14 protein-coding genes are annotated in these 15753 nt (G+C 63.6%); 5 read left to right on the forward strand and 9 right to left on the reverse strand.

The annotated features are described in order from the left end of the window. Window positions 1-221 precede the first annotated feature (221 nt). Window positions 222-365, forward strand: a complete 144-nt coding sequence (locus CWO89_RS46185) for a hypothetical protein (protein ID WP_165421370.1) — start codon at window positions 222-224, stop codon at window positions 363-365. 59 nt (window positions 366-424) lie between these two features. Here CWO89_RS46185 and CWO89_RS27715 read toward each other — a convergent pair whose 3' ends face one another. Continuing rightward, entirely contained in the window at window positions 425-2122 is a 1698-nt protein-coding gene (locus CWO89_RS27715) for a diguanylate cyclase domain-containing protein (RefSeq protein WP_130581785.1), read from the reverse strand. Between the two features lie 251 nt (window positions 2123-2373). Here CWO89_RS27715 and CWO89_RS27720 point away from each other — a divergent pair, with 251 nt between their 5' ends. After that, the gene (locus CWO89_RS27720) at window positions 2374-3063 is read left to right on the forward strand and encodes a YggS family pyridoxal phosphate-dependent enzyme (RefSeq protein ID WP_130581786.1); all 690 of its coding nucleotides are present in this window, start codon (window positions 2374-2376) and stop codon (window positions 3061-3063) included. 165 nt (window positions 3064-3228) lie between these two features. Here CWO89_RS27720 and CWO89_RS27725 read toward each other — a convergent pair whose 3' ends face one another. Next, complete coding sequence (locus CWO89_RS27725) at window positions 3229-3798, reverse strand: L,D-transpeptidase family protein (protein WP_130581787.1); 570 nt, start codon at window positions 3796-3798, stop codon at window positions 3229-3231. A 217-nt stretch (window positions 3799-4015) separates the two neighbouring features. Between CWO89_RS27725 and CWO89_RS27730 the strand changes: the two genes are divergently transcribed. Together CWO89_RS27730 and CWO89_RS27735 are read left to right on the forward strand one after the other, a co-directional pair. Further along, window positions 4016-4702: a response regulator transcription factor gene (locus CWO89_RS27730; protein WP_027582830.1), complete on the forward strand. Its 687-nt coding sequence runs from the start codon at window positions 4016-4018 to the stop codon at window positions 4700-4702. 41 nt (window positions 4703-4743) lie between these two features. Next, a complete protein-coding gene (locus CWO89_RS27735; protein ID WP_130581788.1) occupies window positions 4744-5184 on the forward strand; it encodes a cyclic nucleotide-binding domain-containing protein in 441 nt (146 codons plus the stop codon). A gap of 154 nt (window positions 5185-5338) precedes the next feature. On the opposite strand, the gene CWO89_RS27740 is transcribed toward CWO89_RS27735, so the two are convergent. The 4 genes from CWO89_RS27740 to CWO89_RS27755 all read right to left on the reverse strand — a co-directional run bounded on the left by CWO89_RS27740 (window position 5339) and on the right by CWO89_RS27755 (window position 10941). Further along, window positions 5339-6154 carry an exodeoxyribonuclease III gene (locus CWO89_RS27740; protein ID WP_130581789.1) on the reverse strand — a complete coding sequence of 272 codons (816 nt, stop codon included), beginning with the start codon at window positions 6152-6154 and terminating at the stop codon, window positions 5339-5341. Between the two features lie 167 nt (window positions 6155-6321). Beyond that, window positions 6322-7125 (reverse strand): outer membrane lipoprotein carrier protein LolA, encoded by an 804-nt coding sequence (locus CWO89_RS27745; protein ID WP_130581790.1) that lies wholly within the window; start codon window positions 7123-7125, stop codon window positions 6322-6324. A gap of 100 nt (window positions 7126-7225) precedes the next feature. Next, entirely contained in the window at window positions 7226-9694 is a 2469-nt protein-coding gene (locus tag CWO89_RS27750) for a DNA translocase FtsK (protein ID WP_130581791.1), read from the reverse strand. A 20-nt stretch (window positions 9695-9714) separates the two neighbouring features. Then, entirely contained in the window at window positions 9715-10941 is a 1227-nt protein-coding gene (locus tag CWO89_RS27755; protein WP_130581792.1) for an aminotransferase class I/II-fold pyridoxal phosphate-dependent enzyme, read from the reverse strand. 276 nt (window positions 10942-11217) lie between these two features. Between CWO89_RS27755 and CWO89_RS27760 the strand changes: the two genes are divergently transcribed. After that, window positions 11218-12039, forward strand: a complete 822-nt coding sequence (locus CWO89_RS27760) for a DUF4349 domain-containing protein (RefSeq protein WP_130581793.1) — start codon at window positions 11218-11220, stop codon at window positions 12037-12039. Window positions 12040-12182: 143 nt separating this feature from the next. On the opposite strand, the gene CWO89_RS27765 is transcribed toward CWO89_RS27760, so the two are convergent. The 3 genes from CWO89_RS27765 to CWO89_RS27775 all read right to left on the reverse strand — a co-directional run bounded on the left by CWO89_RS27765 (window position 12183) and on the right by CWO89_RS27775 (window position 15610). After that, entirely contained in the window at window positions 12183-13625 is a 1443-nt protein-coding gene (locus CWO89_RS27765) for an ammonium transporter (protein WP_130581794.1), read from the reverse strand. 38 nt (window positions 13626-13663) lie between these two features. Beyond that, window positions 13664-14002, reverse strand: coding sequence for a P-II family nitrogen regulator (locus tag CWO89_RS27770; RefSeq protein WP_028164751.1), 339 nt, complete (start codon window positions 14000-14002; stop codon window positions 13664-13666). A gap of 306 nt (window positions 14003-14308) precedes the next feature. Further along, entirely contained in the window at window positions 14309-15610 is a 1302-nt protein-coding gene (locus tag CWO89_RS27775) for an ammonium transporter (protein ID WP_130581795.1), read from the reverse strand. Window positions 15611-15753: the final 143 nt, after the last annotated feature.

Below are 15753 nucleotides of genomic sequence, written 5' to 3' on the forward strand. Positions count from 1 at the left end.
TTTCTTGCCACCGTCGCCCGCAGATTATCTCTACGAACTTAGCGCCAGCGTCGGGGCGCCAGGACCACACGACTTCGCCGTCCGTGATGCGCGTGCTCGTCAGTCACACACTTCACGTCCACCGCATCTCACCGCAACGTTCGTGACGATCGCGAGCCGCCCCTCATTCGCGCTGAGACGCGCGGATTAATAGTGCTGATTTGCCCGACGGCGGAAGCGGAATGTTTTTTGTGCGAGGGCTGGACGGGGCAAATCAGGTTGGAATCGCTGGTGAATTTTTCTCCGCCGTCATTCCGGGGCATCGCGAAGCGATGAGCCCGGAATCCATGTCTCCGCTCGCGCCGGTGGCGCAATGGATTCTCTGATGTGCAATTGCACATCATAGCTCGCGACTTCGTCGCGCCCCGGAATGACAGCAGCGAAGTTAGCTCGCCATCGCCATCTCAGCCGCGCTCCCCGAGCCTCGCACCAGGCCGTGCTCGACGACGGTGTTGCGGCCGAGATGTTTGGCGGCGTAGAGGGCGGCGTCGGCGGCTTCGATCAGGTCGCCGGGGCGGAGCGCCGGGCTTGGCTTGGTGCAGGCGACGCCGACGCTGGCGGTGACGATCTGGTGGCTGGAGGTTGCGTGCGGCAGGCGGAGATCCTGCACCGTGGCGCGCACGATCTCGCCGATCTCTTTTGCGCGTGTGGCACCGGTGTTCGGCAGCAGCAGGCAGAATTCCTCGCCGCCATAGCGGCAGGCGAAGCCCAGCGTATCGGCGGCGATGCCGGAGAGCGTCTCGCCGAGCCTGGTCAGGCAGGCGTCGCCTTCGGGATGGCCGTAGGTGTCGTTGTAGAGCTTGAAATGATCGACATCGATCATCAGGAGCGACAGCTCGCAATCATATTGCTGCGCCTTCATCCACTCGAAATCGAGCCGGCTCTGCAAACCCCGGCGATTGGCGAGCCCCGAGAGCATGTCGATCGAGGCCATCACCGTCAGGCGATCGTTGGTCGCGACGAGATCGCGTTCGCGCTGGCTGAGCTGCGCAGCCATCGCATTGAAGGCGCGGGCCAGCGGCACGAACTCTGCCGGCAGCTTGTTCTTTGCGACGCGGACGGACCAGTCGCCCTCGCCGAAACGCTTGGCCGTGCGGGTCATCACGTCGATCGGATGGATGATCAATTTCTCCGCGCCGACCAGCGCACCGAACAGCACAAGCAGGCAGACGAAGCCGAGCTGCAAATAGGCGGTGCGGATATCGCGATCGATCGCCGCCGTCACCTTGGCTTCATCGATGCTGACGATCAGCCGCGAGCGCGTGCCCGGAATGCGGGCAAAGCTGATCGTGCGGTTCGTGCCATCCGCCGCGGTGAAGGAAATCGAGCCTGAGGACTCCCCATAGCTAAGCGCTTTATCCGCGATCGCGGACATCAGCGGCAGGGTGTCCAGCGAGCGGCCGATCATGCTTGCCTGATCCAGCGGTGCCGCGAGAACCGTACCGGCGCTGTCAACCAGGACGGAGGAAACGCCGGCACGTCCGCCGTAATTGCTCATGATCCTGGACATCCAGTCCAGATTGAGCGCGGCAAGAACCACCGAGTCGGTTTCACTGTTGATGGCGGCCACCGGGTAAGCGGCCATCACGACCGGCGTATCGGTGGGGCGGGCCGCGATGAAATCGCTCAAGACAAATTCCCGGCGCGCCCGGGCTTCGGTCACATAGGGCCGGTCGCTGAGATCGATGCCGACATAGGCGTTATTGGTCGAGCACTGGATCCGATTGTCGCTGCCGAGGAACATCAGGCTGCGGATCCAGGGCATGTTGACGGGCACGCTGGCGCGCAGGATCTCGCAACTCTTGCCGATGCCGCCGGCAGAGGCGCGGATATAGGCGGCGGATTTCAGCACCGTCTCGACCGAGGAGATGACCTCGCGCTGGGCGTCGGCGCTGTGTGCCGCGAGCGCGGCGAATTCCTCGGCGGCGTGTGCGATCTGCTTGGCCCGCGAATCCTCCAGGGTGCGGACGCGGTCCAGCATCATGGGGGCCACCAGCAACAGCGCAAGCAGCGCCAGCCGCCCGCGGATACCCAGAAGATTCTTGAGTTTGGCGCGGTGGCGGTTGAAATTAATTTTAGACATCAATGTCCCCTAGCCCCACTGGTGAAAGTAGAACGAAGGGTTCAAGAAGGCTTTCCCGGATTTGGTAAAATTCGAGGGAACCCCCGCTAGAGCGTTTTCGAGCGAAGTGGATGCCGGTTCGCATAGCAATCAAGTTTACGCAGATTGCGTAGACTTATCTGCGTAGAAAACGCGTCAAAACAAGAATCTAGAGCTTCGGTTCTGATTCAATCAGAACCGAAAATGCTCTAGCCTACGCGTTGGTAGATGACATGACACCGGAAAACACAGCGCCGCTAACCGCGCATTCACCAAACGGTCTCGCAGAGGTCGAGGAGGAAATCGCGCGCGCCTGCAAGGACGCGCGTCGCGATCGTGGCTCGGTGACGTTGATCGCGGTGTCGAAAACATTCAATGCGGATGCGATTTCGCCCGTCATCGCGGCCGGACAGCGCGTTTTCGGCGAGAATCGCGTGCAGGAAGCCAAGACGAAGTGGCCTTCCTTGATGCAAGCCCACCCCGGCATCGTGCTGCACCTGATCGGGCCGTTGCAATCCAACAAGGCGAAGGAGGCGGTGGCGCTGTTCGATGCCATCCATTCGGTGGACCGCCCCAGCATTTGCGAAGCGTTAGCCAAGGAAATCAAAAACCAGAACCGGCAGCCGCAATTGTTCATCCAGATCAATACCGGCGAGGAGCCGCAAAAAGCAGGCATTTCCCCGTCCGATGCCGACGCCTTCATCGCACGCTGCCGGGAGCATTACGGGCTTTCGATCTCGGGCCTGATGTGCATCCCGCCGGTCAACGACCCCCCTGCCCCGCACTTCGCGCTGACGGCCAAGATCGCCGGGCGCAATGGCCTGACAAATCTCTCGATGGGCATGAGCGCCGATTTCGCCACCGCGATCCAGATGGGCGCGACCCATGTGCGGGTAGGATCTGCGATTTTTGGGGCGCGGTAAAGGATGGCGGCGCTCTCCACGTCGTCATTGCGAGCGAAGCGAAGCAATCCATTTCGCCACCTGCTGAGGCATGGATTGCTTCGGTCGCTTCGCTCCTCGCAATGACGTTGTGGAAGCCTGGTCGAGCCCAACTGATTCCCTTCCCCGCAGGGCAAAACCAGCCCTCTACCCAATCACGATTCTCGTCTGCGGGCTCATTCGCCGTAGTAGCCGCAGCATCGCGGATTTGGTCATCGAGACGCAGCCGGCGGTCGGCGCGAAATTTGGACGGGCCAGATGCAGGAACACCGCGCTGCCACGGCCGGCGATGCGCGGGGTGGCGTTGTGGTCGATCTCGATGATGAAGTCGTAGAGATGATCCTCGCGCGTCAGCCGGTCGCCGTTCTGCTCGCGGGTACGCTGCACCGGCTGGTTGTAATGGCGGTCCCGCGGGTCCTCGCACCAGGCGTCCTCGGGCCGAATGGGGCGGGTGGGCAGGAAGCTCGTCGGTCGCGGGGAGCGGTCCGCCCGCCACCACAATTGCCGCGGGCGGAAGATGCCCCGGGGGGTGCCGCCGTCGCCCTCGCGCTTATTGGCGAGGATGCCGCCCCGGCCGAGCGCCACCGGCACCGACCAGCCGTCGGCGGTCAGCCGCCCCCGGCACGGGTTACCGGCGGCGGGTTGGACCCGGACCAGGGACAACGGCCGATCACGCGCGGTTGTCTCATAAGTGATTGAAAAATTGGAACTTCTCATGTGAATCAAAAAGCCCGCGCCTTGCCTGCCCGGCCCCGATTGTTCTATCTGGCGGGATTACAGCACATTCATCCAATCGGATGCTGATTTGGGATAGACTGTGATCGGCTTGTGAATCGGTAATGAATGACTACCTACAAAGCGAGTCTCGCCATCAAGTCTCGGCCAAAGCGCTGTCCGCTTGTGTCCGCTGCCTGCCTCCAAGAGGATCGTTCCTATGGCCAATGCCCGCAAGATTTTGATCGTGGATGATGACACCGACCTGCGTGACACGCTGGTCGAGCAACTTTCCCTTCACGAGGAATTCGAAGCCTCCGCAGTCGACACCGGCGCCAAGGGCGCCAGCGCGGCCAAGACCAACTCTCCCGATTTGGTCCTGATGGATGTGGGCCTCCCCGATACCGATGGCCGCGAGGTGGTGCGGTCTTTGCGCAAAGGCGGCTTCAAGGCGCCGATCATCATGCTGACCGGCCATGACACCGATTCGGACACCATCCTCGGCCTCGAATCCGGCGCCAATGACTATGTGGCAAAGCCCTTCCGCTTCGCGGTGCTGCTGGCCCGGATTCGCGCGCAGCTCCGCCAGCACGAGGCGAGCGAAGACGCGGTGTTCTCCGTCGGTCCCTACAGCTTCCGGCCCGGCTCGAAGATGCTGACCGCCGCCAATGCGCGGAAAGTGCGGCTGACCGAGAAGGAGACCGCGATCCTGCGCTTCCTCTACCGCGCCGGCCAGATGCCGGTGTCGCGCGAGACGCTGCTGCAGGAAGTCTGGGGCTACAATTCGGGCGTCACCACCCATACGCTGGAAACGCATATTTACCGGCTTCGGCAGAAGATCGAGAAAGATGCCGCCAATCCCGAGATCCTGGTGACCGAAGCCGGTGGCTACAAACTGGTGCCGTGATACGATTCGCGACCGAATCGTATCCCCGGTCACCGGCCTGAATGTCGATCGAAGATGACGTAGCGCTGCTCGAACGCGTCTCCACCTTGCGCCTGCTGGGGGAAACTGCGCTGCGTATGCTTGCGATCGGCTCCGAACAGCGCAATTTCGAACGCGGCGACGTTCTCTTCCATGCCGGCGATCAGGCGGATGCGGGCTATGTCGTGCAGCGCGGCGCTTTCCGCGTGGAAGATGGCGGTGCCGAGATCATCGCAGGCCCCGGCGCGCTGATCGGCGAGCTCGCGCTGATCGTGCCGATGAAGCGGCCGTCGACCGCGACCGCGCTGGAGCGCGCCACCTGTATTCGAATCTCGCGCAGCCTGTTTCAACGCGTGCTGGAAAGCGATCCGGCCGCGGCGCGAAGGCTGCGCGACGAATTCGCCACCCGCACCAGCCAGCTCGCCAGCGATATCGTGGTCGCGGGCGGGAAGTTGAGTTCATAGCCTCCGTCGTCCTCGCGAAAGCGAGGACCCATAACCACAGGCAGTTGTTGCGGCGGAAGCAAGCGGTTGCGGCGGAGCACACTACAAAGGCCTGTGGTTATGGGTCCCGGGTCAGCGCTTCGCTTGCCCGGGACGACAGCCGGCTACCGGCCGGCTACACCTCCAGCGTCACCGTCACTGGCACGTGGTCCGATGGACGCTCCCAGCCGCGCGCGTCGCGGGTGATCCTGAAATCCGTGACGCTGTCCTTCAGCGCGCGCGAGACCCAGATGTGGTCGAGCCGGCGGCCGCGGTCGCCGACGGTCCAGTCCGCGGCGCGGTAGCTCCACCAGGTGTAGACTTTCTCCGACAATGGAATCCGCTCGCGCGCGACGTCGAACCATTCGCCATGCATCTGGGCTGCGAGCAGCTTCTCGGTCTCGACCGGCGTGTGCGAGACGACTTTCAAAAGCTGCTTGTGCGACCACACGTCGTTCTCATGCGGCGCCACGTTGAGATCGCCGACCAGGATGTGGCGGTCGTCACCGCGCGGATGCAAGGGTTCGCAGGCTTTCATCTCGTCGAGGAATTGCAGCTTGTGCTCGAATTTCGGATTGAGCGCGGGATCGGGTATGTCGCCGCCGGCCGGCACGTAGAAGTTATGCAGCACCAGCGGCTTTGAGAGCTGTGCCTTGTCGCCGAACTCGACCGAGATGTGGCGGGAATCGATCTTGTCGCAGAAGGTACGGATGTCGGTCTTCTCGAACGGCACCTTCGAGATGATGGCGACGCCGTGATAGCCCTTCTGTCCGTTCAGCGCGACATGCTCATAGCCAAGCCGCTTGAACCGCTTCAGCGGAAAGGCGTCGTCGATGCATTTGGTCTCCTGCAGGCAGAGCACGTCCGGCCGCGCCTGCTTGATGAACTTGGCGACGAGGTCGATGCGCAGGCGCACCGAGTTGATGTTCCAGGTTGTGAGGGAGAGACGCATGGGAACTGCGTCTTAGCATGGATTGCGGCGATGGATAGGATTGTCCACAGGACCGTAGGATGGGTAGAGCGCAGCGAAACCCATCATTTTTCGCATGCGGCACGATGATGGGTTTCGCTGCGCTCTACCCATCCTACAAAAGGCCCACCCTACAATCCAACGAACTACTATCCCGGCGGCGTCACGTAGTTCGTGAAATCGATCTTGAACAGGCCCGGATCAATCTTCTTGGTGGAATCGAGATTGTAGACGGCAACGGTGGTGTCGTAGCCCTGCGGATCGGTGATGGTCCATTGCTTGAGCTGGCCGTCCTTGGCGCCGACCATCAGCATCAACCGGCTGGTGCCGATCAGCGCCTGCTTCTCCTCGATAATGATCGAGATGAAGACATCGTCGGCGTTGACGCTAACGACGTTGGTGTCCTTCATCAGGTCGATGCGGTCGGACAAGAGATAGCGCAGCGGCGTCTGCGACAGCGGATAGATGTCCTGCGTGGCGAGCTTGCGATCACGCACCGCGACCGAGGAGCCGTCGGCGACGATGTCGATCGGGCTCGGCGGTTCATATTCGAAGCGGACCTTGCCGGGCTTCTGGATATAGAAATCGCCCTTGGTCTTGGAGCCGTCGGGGCCGACCTGCACGAAACTGCCTGACAGCGTCTGCAGCGAGGAGAGATAGCTGCTGATCCTCGCGGCCTGTGCCTTCTGGTTGGCATCGAACGTCGCGAAGATGTTGGCGGGGACGTTGCGGCGCGGGTCGGGGATGACGGGGTTCGGCGGCGTCTGCGTCGAGCCTGTCGTCGCGGGGCCTCGCTGCTCCTGCGCGCTCATCTGCGTGCCGTCGCGGCCCTTCGGCGCGGGCTTCGGCACCGGCACGTTCTGCGCCGATGAGGGCGCGGCGCCGGCGATCGACGTCGCGATCAGGATCGCCAATCCGGAATGGATGGCGCGATGAACGTGCTGTTTGGCCATTCGGTATTTCGGATTCTGATGCAACGCGTGTTCCGATGATGAGTTTATCGTGGGTAGTGCCGCGGCGATATCGCTTTTCCGTGAAATTCTCGGGGCAGGATCACATGCTGCCTTCTTCTTCGATCAGGATCTCGCGCTTGCCGGCATGATTGGCCTGGCCGACAATGCCTTCGAGTTCCATCCGCTCCATCAATGACGCGGCCCGGTTGTAGCCGATCTGCAGGCGCCGTTGAATATAGGAAGTGGAGGCCTTGCGGTCGCGTTTGACGACCGCCACCGCCTGCGAATAGAGGTCGCCGCCGCCATCCCCGCCCATGCCGGTGGAGTCGAATACCGCGCCGTCCTCCTCGCTCGGCTCTTCCGCGGTAACGGCTTCCAGGTATTCCGGCGCGCCTTGCGTCTTCAGATGGCGCACCACCTTCTCGACTTCCTCGTCGGAGGCGAACGGGCCGTGCACGCGGCTGATGCGGCCGCCGCCGGCCATGTAGAGCATGTCGCCCTGCCCCAGCAGTTGCTCGGCGCCCATCTCGCCCAGGATCGTGCGGCTGTCGATCTTCGAGGTGACCTGGAAGGCGATGCGGGTCGGGAAGTTGGCCTTGATGGTGCCGGTGATGACGTCGACCGAAGGACGTTGCGTGGCGAGGATCACATGCAGGCCGGCGGCGCGCGCCATCTGCGCGAGGCGCTGCACCGCGCCTTCGATGTCCTTGCCGGCGACCATCATCAGGTCGGCCATCTCGTCGACGATGATGACGATGTAGGGCAACGGATCGAGATCGAGCTTCTCCTCCTCGTAGATCGCCTTGCCGGTCTCCTTGTCGAAGCCGGTGTGCACGGTGCGCGTCAGGTCTTCGCCCTTGCCCTTTGCCTCGACGAGGCGCGCATTGTAGCCGTCGATGTTGCGCACACCGAGCTTGGCCATTTTCTTGTAGCGCTCTTCCATCTCGCGCACGGCCCATTTCAGCGCGACCACCGCTTTCTTGGGATCGGTGACGACCGGCGTCAAAAGATGCGGGATGCCGTCATAGACGGAGAGTTCGAGCATCTTGGGATCGACCATGATCAGGCGGCACTGATCGGGGCGCAGCCGATACACCAGGCTCAGGATCATGGTGTTGATCGCGACCGATTTGCCGGAGCCGGTGGTGCCGGCGATCAGCATATGCGGCGTGCGCGCGAGATCGATGATGACGGGCTCGCCGCCGATGCTCTTGCCGAGGCAGAGCGGCAGCTTTGCCACCGAATCGATGGCTTCCTTCGCGACCAGGAGTTCGCGCAGGTAGACCTTTTCGCGATGCAGGTTCGGCAATTCGATGCCGATGGCGTTGCGGCCGGCGACCACGGCGACGCGGGCCGACAGCGCGCTCATCGAGCGGGCGATGTCGTCCGAGAGGCCGATCACGCGCGACGATTTGATGCCGGGCGCGGGCTCGAGCTCGTACAGCGTCACGACCGGACCCGGATTGGCTTTGACGATCTCGCCGCGGACGCCGAAATCCTGCAGCACGCCTTCGAGCGCGCGCGAATTGGCTTCCAGCTCGGCCTTGCTCTGCGGCTGGCGATCGGCGGCCTTCGGCGCTGACAGCACGGAGACCGAGGGCAGTTCGAACTTGTCGGAGGATTTCTTCTTCGCGCGCGGCTCGGCCTTCTTGCGCGGGGCGCGGGCGACGGGCGCTTCCTCCGCTTCTTCCTCGGCCTCGTCTTCTTCCTCTTCAACCTCTTCGTCGAATTCCTCGTTCGCCTCAGGCACCACGGAGGGCGCGGTCGCGCGGCCGCCGAGACTGGGCTCCTGCCGTTCGAATGCGCCTGCACTGCGCTGCGGCGCGCTCGAGACCAGCGAGCGATAGGCGGTGCCGAGCAGCCAGCCGAGCCGCGCCTTCGCGCTCATGACAGCGTGGAACAGCCAGCCGAGCGAGATCGAGCTGCGGTCCTCCTCGTCGTCTTCTTCGACGAACGGCTCGTCACGATCCTCGATCGCCGTCAGCTCTTCTTCGCTCTCCTTCGCGCCCCAGCCGCTCGCGAACAAAAAGCTTGCTGTCATCGCGACGAACAGGATGGTGCCGAGCACCAGGCGATAGATCATGCCGGCCGGACCGAACACCACTGCGGGCGCGCGCACCAGCGCGTCGCCGACCACGCCGCCGAGCCCGGTCGGCAATGGCCAGGCGCCATTATGCGGAAAGCAGCTCGCAAAGCCGGCAGCGATCACGGTGACGAGGATCCAGCATGCCAGTCGCAGCGCTTCGCGGTCGAAGGCGCGATGCGTCAGCATGCGCCAGCCCCACACAGCGATGGGGAGGATCAGCATGATGGCGCCGAGCCCCAGGATCTGCATCAACAGATCGGCGCCGATCGCGCCGGGATAGCCGAGGATGTTGCGGATCGGGCGCGAGGTGGCGTGGCTCAGGCTGGGGTCCTGCACCGACCACGTCATCAGGGCCGCGGCGGCGACGCCGGCAAGCATGATCAGGCACAGCCCGCCGAATTCTCGCACCCGCCGCTCCAAGGCTTCGCGGATCGGGACCGGCAGATGGCCGACCAGGGGAATGACACGTTCGATCGCTGGCATGCGCTTCCAAAGCCTTGCGATTAGCTTAAGGTTTCGACCAGGCGGTGCAGCGCCTCGGCCGTTGATTCACTGTCGGAGACCAGCGCGAGCCGGATATAGCCCGCGCCCGGATTGGAGCCGTCGGCTTGCGGCCGCGCCAAATAGCTGCCCGGGATCACGCGCACGCCGGCATCGCGATAAAGTTTCACCGTCGCCGCCTCGTCGCCGCCTCGCTCGGAGACGTCGAGCCAGACGCAGAAGCCGCCGGCCGGACGCTGATAGCCGTAGCGGCTGCCGAGGATCTGGTCGGCGAGATCGAACTTGATCCGGTAGAGCCTGCGGTTCTCCTCGACATGCCCCTCGTCGCTATAGGCCGCGACGGCGACATGCTGCAGCGGCACCGGCACTTGCGGCGCGGCGACGTTGCGGAGTTCGTGGAAGGCGGCGAGGAACCTCTTGTCGCCGGCCGCGAAGCCGACGCGCATGCCCGGCAGGTTCGAACGCTTCGAGAGCGACTGGAACACGACCACATTGGTGAAGTCAGGGCCGGCACATTCCAGCGCGCTGCCCGGCGCTTCCCTGGTGTAGATCTCCGAATAGCATTCGTCGCTCAGGATGATGAACCCGAAGCGGTCGGCGAGCGCCTTCAGCCGCGCGAAATAATCGCGCGAGGCGACCGCGCCTTGCGGGTTCGCGGGCGAAGCGATGTAGAATGCCACCGTGCGCGCCAGCAGCGCCTCATCGAGCGCGTCGAGATCGGGCAGGAATCCGTTGGCCGGCGTGGTCGGCAGATAGACCTGCTCGCAGCCGGAGGCACGTGCGCCGGCACCATAGGCCGGATAGAACGGGTTCGGCATCAATATCGCCGGCGTCCCATAGCGCGCGCCGACATAGCGGGCGGCGGTGATGGCGGCGAAGAACAGGCCCTCGCGGCTGCCATTCAGCACCAGCACTTCGCTCTCAGGATCGACCGCCCGCGGCAGGTGGAACCGGGTCGAAAGCCAGTTCGCCACCGCGCGGCGGAATGGCTCGATGCCCTTGGCGAGCGGATAGCGGCCGAACTCGGCGGTGTGCTTGGCCAGCACCGGCCCGACAAACGCCGGAACAGGGTGCTGCGGCTCGCCCAAGGACAGCGTAATCAATGGCTTGCCGGGCTGGTACGGCGCCAAGAGCTCAGCCGTGCGCGCAAAGGGGGAACGTTCGGCCTGACCGGCCGGCATTGCACTGCCGGCGTCTTGCGCCACGCCGGAGGGAGCGGTCATTGCCATGTCTAAACGCCAGCACTTTCAATGCGGTCGAGGGGAATCCGGCCCGGCCGTAAATTGATCAAGTCACCATAGATACGGCGAGGTTAAGACGCGATTAACCATCGGCGGTATGGGCCATCAAGAGTGGGTTCGGTAACCCGCGCCGATGTCCCGCAGGGGCGAGGTCGGCGCCGCAGCACCTTATTTTACCAGCAATAACAAAGGGAAAAGCCACCAGCCCGCCGTAATGTTCCGCATTTAGGATTTGGGAACTTGGGAACCGGGTTGGGGGAATCGATGCGTGCGGTTGGTCGGCCATTGCGGGCCGTGTTTGTGCTGCTGCCGTTGCTGGCCGCATGTGCGCCATCTCCAGACAATGCAGTTCCGGATGGGGCTCTCCCTCAGGCGATGCAGGGCAATTCGTCGTCCGCCGAGCGGCGCCTTGCGATCACGCATCGCTACACGCTCCGCGTCCCCAGCGCCGAAACCGAAGCCATTCAGCAAAAGCATATGGCCGAATGCGCCAAGCTTGGCTGCTCCATCCTGAGCACGTCGATCGACCGGTCGAACGAAGGGCGCATCAACGCGCGTGCATCGGTTCGCATCAAGCCCGAATCCTTCGACGCGTTTGCGGCAGTGCTGACCGCGCCGCCGGCCCAAGTCACCATGCACGCCCAATCGGTGGAAGATATCGCCGTCCCCATTCTCGACGCAGAACGGCGGCTCGATGCGAAAATAGTGCTGCGCGACCGCCTTAGCGGAATGTTGCGCGACCAGACCGTGAAAACGGCTGCCGACCTGATCACGATCGAGAAAGAGCTGGCGCAGGCACAGAGCGACATCGAAGCGATCACGGCGCAGCGTGACGCGCTGCGGACACGCACCGACACGATACGGGTCGAGATATCCTATGTCGGCGCCGCCAGCCTGGTTGGCGGAGCCGACTTCACCCCGATCTACCAGGCCATCAGGACGATCAACCAGACGGCGGTGAACTCCGTCTCCTGGCTGATCTCCCTCGTCGCGGCCATCGTGCCATGGCTTCCCGTCATCGCGTTGGTCTGGTGGGCCGTGCGCCTTGGCATGCGACGATGGAAGTCCCGGAGGCTGTCCGGATAAGAGCCGCTACCGCGCCGGCAGCAGCCAAAAAGAAAGGGGCTCCAACTTGCGCTGGAGCCCCTCAACGGTCAGGGCATTGCCGGGTATGTGCCCGAACCGTAGTTCTGGGTGTGACCCCGGGAGAGATCACACCCCGGGAGAACTCACATGTTGTAGGCGCGCTCCGTGTGCTCGGTGATGTCGAGGCCTTCACGCTCGGTCTCGACGTTAGCGCGCAGGCCGACGATCACGTCGACGACCTTGTAGAGGATCGCCGAACCGACGCCCGACCACACCAGCGTGGTGCAGACGCCCCAGACCTGCGAGGTCATCTGGGCGACGAAGTCGTAATCGGCGATCTTGCCGGCGACATAGTCCATCACGCCGGTGCCGCCGAGCGCCGGGTTCACCAGGATGCCGGTGCCGAGCGCGCCGACGATGCCGCCGACGCAGTGGACGCCGAACACGTCGAGCGAGTCGTCATAGCCGAGCGCATTCTTCACCACGGTGCAGAAGAACAGGCAGACCACGCCGACCACGAGGCCGAGCACGATCGCGCCCATCGGACCGGAGAAGCCGGCCGCCGGCGTCACCGCCACCAGGCCCGCGACCGCGCCCGAGATGGCGCCGAGCATCGACGGATGACCCTTCACGATCCATTCCGCGAACATCCAGGACAACGCCGCCGCCGCGGTCGCGACGAAGGAGTTGGTCATGGCGAGCGCGGCGCCACCGGAAGCCTCGAGGTTCGAACCGGCGTTGAAACCGAACCAGCCGACCCAGAGCAGCGAGGCGCCGATCATGGACATCGTGAGCGAGTGCGGAGCCATCAGCTCCTTGCCGTAGCCGGTGCGCTTGCCGATCAGGATCGCGCCGACCAGACCGGCGATGCCGGCGTTGATGTGCACGACGGTGCCGCCGGCGAAGTCGATCGCGCCCTTCTTGAAGATCCAGCCGGCGTCGGCATTGATCTCGTCGAGCTTGGCCTGCGCCGCGGTCTTCGCCGCGCCGTCAGCCGCAGCCGCCAGCGCCTTCGCCGCATCCGTGATCGCGTCCGGTCCGGCCCAGTACCAGACCATATGCGCGATCGGGAAGTAGATCAGCGTCACCCAGAGCGGGATGAACAGCGCGAGCGCGGAGAACTTCATGCGCTCGGCGAAAGCGCCGACGATCAGCGCGGGCGTGATCGCCGCGAACGTCATCTGGAAGCAGACATAGACGAGTTCGGAGATATTGGCGTCGACGCTGAAGGTGGCCGCCTTCGAATCCGGCGTCACACCTGCCAGGAAGGCCTTGGAAAAGCCGCCGATGAAGTCCGAGCCGCCGGTGAACGCGAGGCTGTAGCCGTAGAGCGCCCAGAGCACGGTGACGATGCACACCGTGTAGAACACCTGCATCAGCACCGAGAGCATGTTCTTGGAGCGGACCAGGCCGCCATAGAACAGTGCGAGCCCCGGGATCGTCATCAACAGCACCAGCACCGTCGACGTCATCATCCAGGCGTTGTCGCCCTTGTTGACGGTCGGCTCGGCATAGGCAGCGGTCGCAGCGAACAGGCCGAATGCGAGTGCCGCCAATCCCGCGCTGTGGGGACGTTTGAACGTCATGTTATTCTACTCCTGAATTGTAAGGTTTGAGCGCGAAATCAGAGGGCCGCGGCATCGGCCTCGCCGGTGCGGATGCGCACCGCGTGGTCGAGGTTGATGACGAAGATCTTGCCGTCGCCGATCTGCCCGGTCTTTGCCGCCGATGTGATGGCGTCGATGGTCTTGTCGACCTGGTCGGCCGCAACCGCGACCTCGATCTTGATCTTGGGCAGGAAGCTCACGGCGTATTCAGCGCCGCGATAGATCTCAGTGTGGCCCTTCTGACGCCCGTACCCCTTGACTTCCGTCACCGTGAGACCGTGAACGCCAATGGCGGTCAGGGCGTCGCGGACTTCTTCGAGCTTGAATGGCTTAATAATCGCCATAACAATTTTCATGTGTCCTATCCCCGCTTGGGCCCGGTGCAGACGAACCGGGTGTTTCGACTGAGATCCACCACGCGGAGAAAATTCACAACGCGGTCACAGCCGCCGGCGTTAGAATCAAATGCCGTGCCAGATCGACGGCGCCGCCTAACGGATTATGAATCCGCCTGTTTTCGCGCTTGACGGGAATTGGTCGGACCTGCGCTATTCCGTCGCGCTCAAAACGTAATCAATCTTGCCCGATTCATAGGCATGCCAGAGTCTGGACATAATCCTGCCCAGCCCGACGGCAAATCAGAGGTAATAAAGTAGAGGAAATTACTGCAGGGCCTCGCCGTGCTGCGAAATATCCAGGCCTTCCAGCTCCTGCTGCAGCGATACCCGGAGCGGGACGAACGCGCTGACCAGCTTCAGGAGCACGAAGGTCACGCCGCCGCACCACGCCAGCGTAACGGCGACGCCGGCGAGTTGGATCAGCAGTTGCTGCGGACGGCCCTCGAGCAGGCCGGCCGTGCCGCCGATGGCGCTGGCGGCGAACACGCCCGCGAGCAGCGTCCCGGCCATGCCGCCGATACCGTGGACGCCAAACACGTCGAGTGAATCGTCATACTTGAAGCGGTGCTTCAGCCAGGTGCAGGCCCAGAAGCACACGAGGCCCGCGATGATTCCGATGATGACTGCGTGCCATGGTTCGACGAAGCCCGAGGCCGGCGTGATAGTGCCGAGCCCTGCCACCGCGCCCGAGATCATGCCGAGCACCGACGGCTTGCGCCGCGTCGCCCATTCGATCGCGCCCCAGGTCAGCGCGCCGGCGCAGGCGGAAAGATGCGTGGCGATGATCGCCATCACCGCGCGCGAATTCACGGCAAGCGCCGATCCGCCATTGAAGCCGAACCAGCCGACCCAAAGCAGTCCGGTGCCGATCACCGCGAGCGACAGGTCGAATGGCGACAGGTTCTCGCTGCCATAGCCGTGGCGCCGCCCCAACACTTGCGCCGCGACCAAACCGCTGACGCCGGCCGAAAGATGCACCACGAGCCCGCCAGCGAAATCCAGCACGCCAAGATTGGCGAGGAAGCCGCCGCCCCACACCCAATGTGCGAGCGGAATATAGGCGAAGATGAACCAGCCGACGGAGAACCAGAGATAGGCCGAGAAGCGCATGCGATCGGCGACCGAGCCTGCCACCAGCGCCACGGTGATGATCGCAAACGTCATCTGGTACAGCATGAACAGCGCTTCCGGGATCGTCTTCGCCGCCGGATTGACGCCGTCCATGGTCATGCCGGCGAGAAACCAGCGGTCGAGCGTGCCGATCCATGGCCCATCACCGACGAAGGCGAGCGAGTAGCCGAACATCACCCAGAGGATCGAGACGATCGCGACTGCGGACAGGCTCTGCGCCATCGTCGCCAGCACGTTCTTCTTGCGCACCATGCCGGAATAGAACAGCGCGAGCCCCGGGATCGTCATCATCAGCACCAGCGCGGTGGCAACGATCATCCAGGCGGTGTCGGCGGCGTTGATGGCCGACGTCTCCGCACGCGCCGGCGTCGCCGACAACAGCGTCGCAAGACCAAGCGGCGCGATCAGCCGCACGGCGCGAGATGGTGCCCCCATGATGTTTCCCCGGCAGAAATGAAATGATTCTGGTTGATGCGACCGGCGGCGTTGTCGGTGCCCGCGTTCGGCGAGAATTCATTCTTGTTTGAGCATGATCTTTTCGGAAAACCGGAGCCCACTTTTCCGGATCATGCTCTAGA

Source organism: Bradyrhizobium sp. Leo170 (assembly GCF_004296405.1).
GTDB lineage: Bacteria > Pseudomonadota > Alphaproteobacteria > Rhizobiales > Xanthobacteraceae > Bradyrhizobium.

Excerpts from the sequence above, each read along its gene's own strand:
- CWO89_RS27735 (WP_130581788.1), top strand. The coding sequence starts at position 4,744 with ATGTCGATCGAAGATGACGTAGCGCTGCTCGAACGCGTCTCCACCTTG.
- CWO89_RS27715 (WP_130581785.1), bottom strand. The coding sequence starts at position 2,122 with ATGTCTAAAATTAATTTCAACCGCCACCGCGCCAAACTCAAGAATCTT.
- CWO89_RS27750 (WP_130581791.1), bottom strand. The coding sequence starts at position 9,694 with ATGCCAGCGATCGAACGTGTCATTCCCCTGGTCGGCCATCTGCCGGTC.
- CWO89_RS27745 (WP_130581790.1), bottom strand. The coding sequence starts at position 7,125 with ATGGCCAAACAGCACGTTCATCGCGCCATCCATTCCGGATTGGCGATC.
- CWO89_RS27755 (WP_130581792.1), bottom strand. The coding sequence starts at position 10,941 with ATGGCAATGACCGCTCCCTCCGGCGTGGCGCAAGACGCCGGCAGTGCA.
- CWO89_RS27720 (WP_130581786.1), top strand. The coding sequence starts at position 2,374 with ATGACACCGGAAAACACAGCGCCGCTAACCGCGCATTCACCAAACGGT.
- CWO89_RS27740 (WP_130581789.1), bottom strand. The coding sequence starts at position 6,154 with ATGCGTCTCTCCCTCACAACCTGGAACATCAACTCGGTGCGCCTGCGC.
- CWO89_RS27760 (WP_130581793.1), top strand. The coding sequence starts at position 11,218 with ATGCGTGCGGTTGGTCGGCCATTGCGGGCCGTGTTTGTGCTGCTGCCG.
- CWO89_RS27770 (WP_028164751.1), bottom strand. The coding sequence starts at position 14,002 with ATGAAAATTGTTATGGCGATTATTAAGCCATTCAAGCTCGAAGAAGTC.
- CWO89_RS27725 (WP_130581787.1), bottom strand. The coding sequence starts at position 3,798 with ATGAGAAGTTCCAATTTTTCAATCACTTATGAGACAACCGCGCGTGAT.
- CWO89_RS46185 (WP_165421370.1), top strand. The coding sequence starts at position 222 with ATGTTTTTTGTGCGAGGGCTGGACGGGGCAAATCAGGTTGGAATCGCT.
- CWO89_RS27765 (WP_130581794.1), bottom strand. The coding sequence starts at position 13,625 with ATGACGTTCAAACGTCCCCACAGCGCGGGATTGGCGGCACTCGCATTC.
- CWO89_RS27730 (WP_027582830.1), top strand. The coding sequence starts at position 4,016 with ATGGCCAATGCCCGCAAGATTTTGATCGTGGATGATGACACCGACCTG.
- CWO89_RS27775 (WP_130581795.1), bottom strand. The coding sequence starts at position 15,610 with ATGGGGGCACCATCTCGCGCCGTGCGGCTGATCGCGCCGCTTGGTCTT.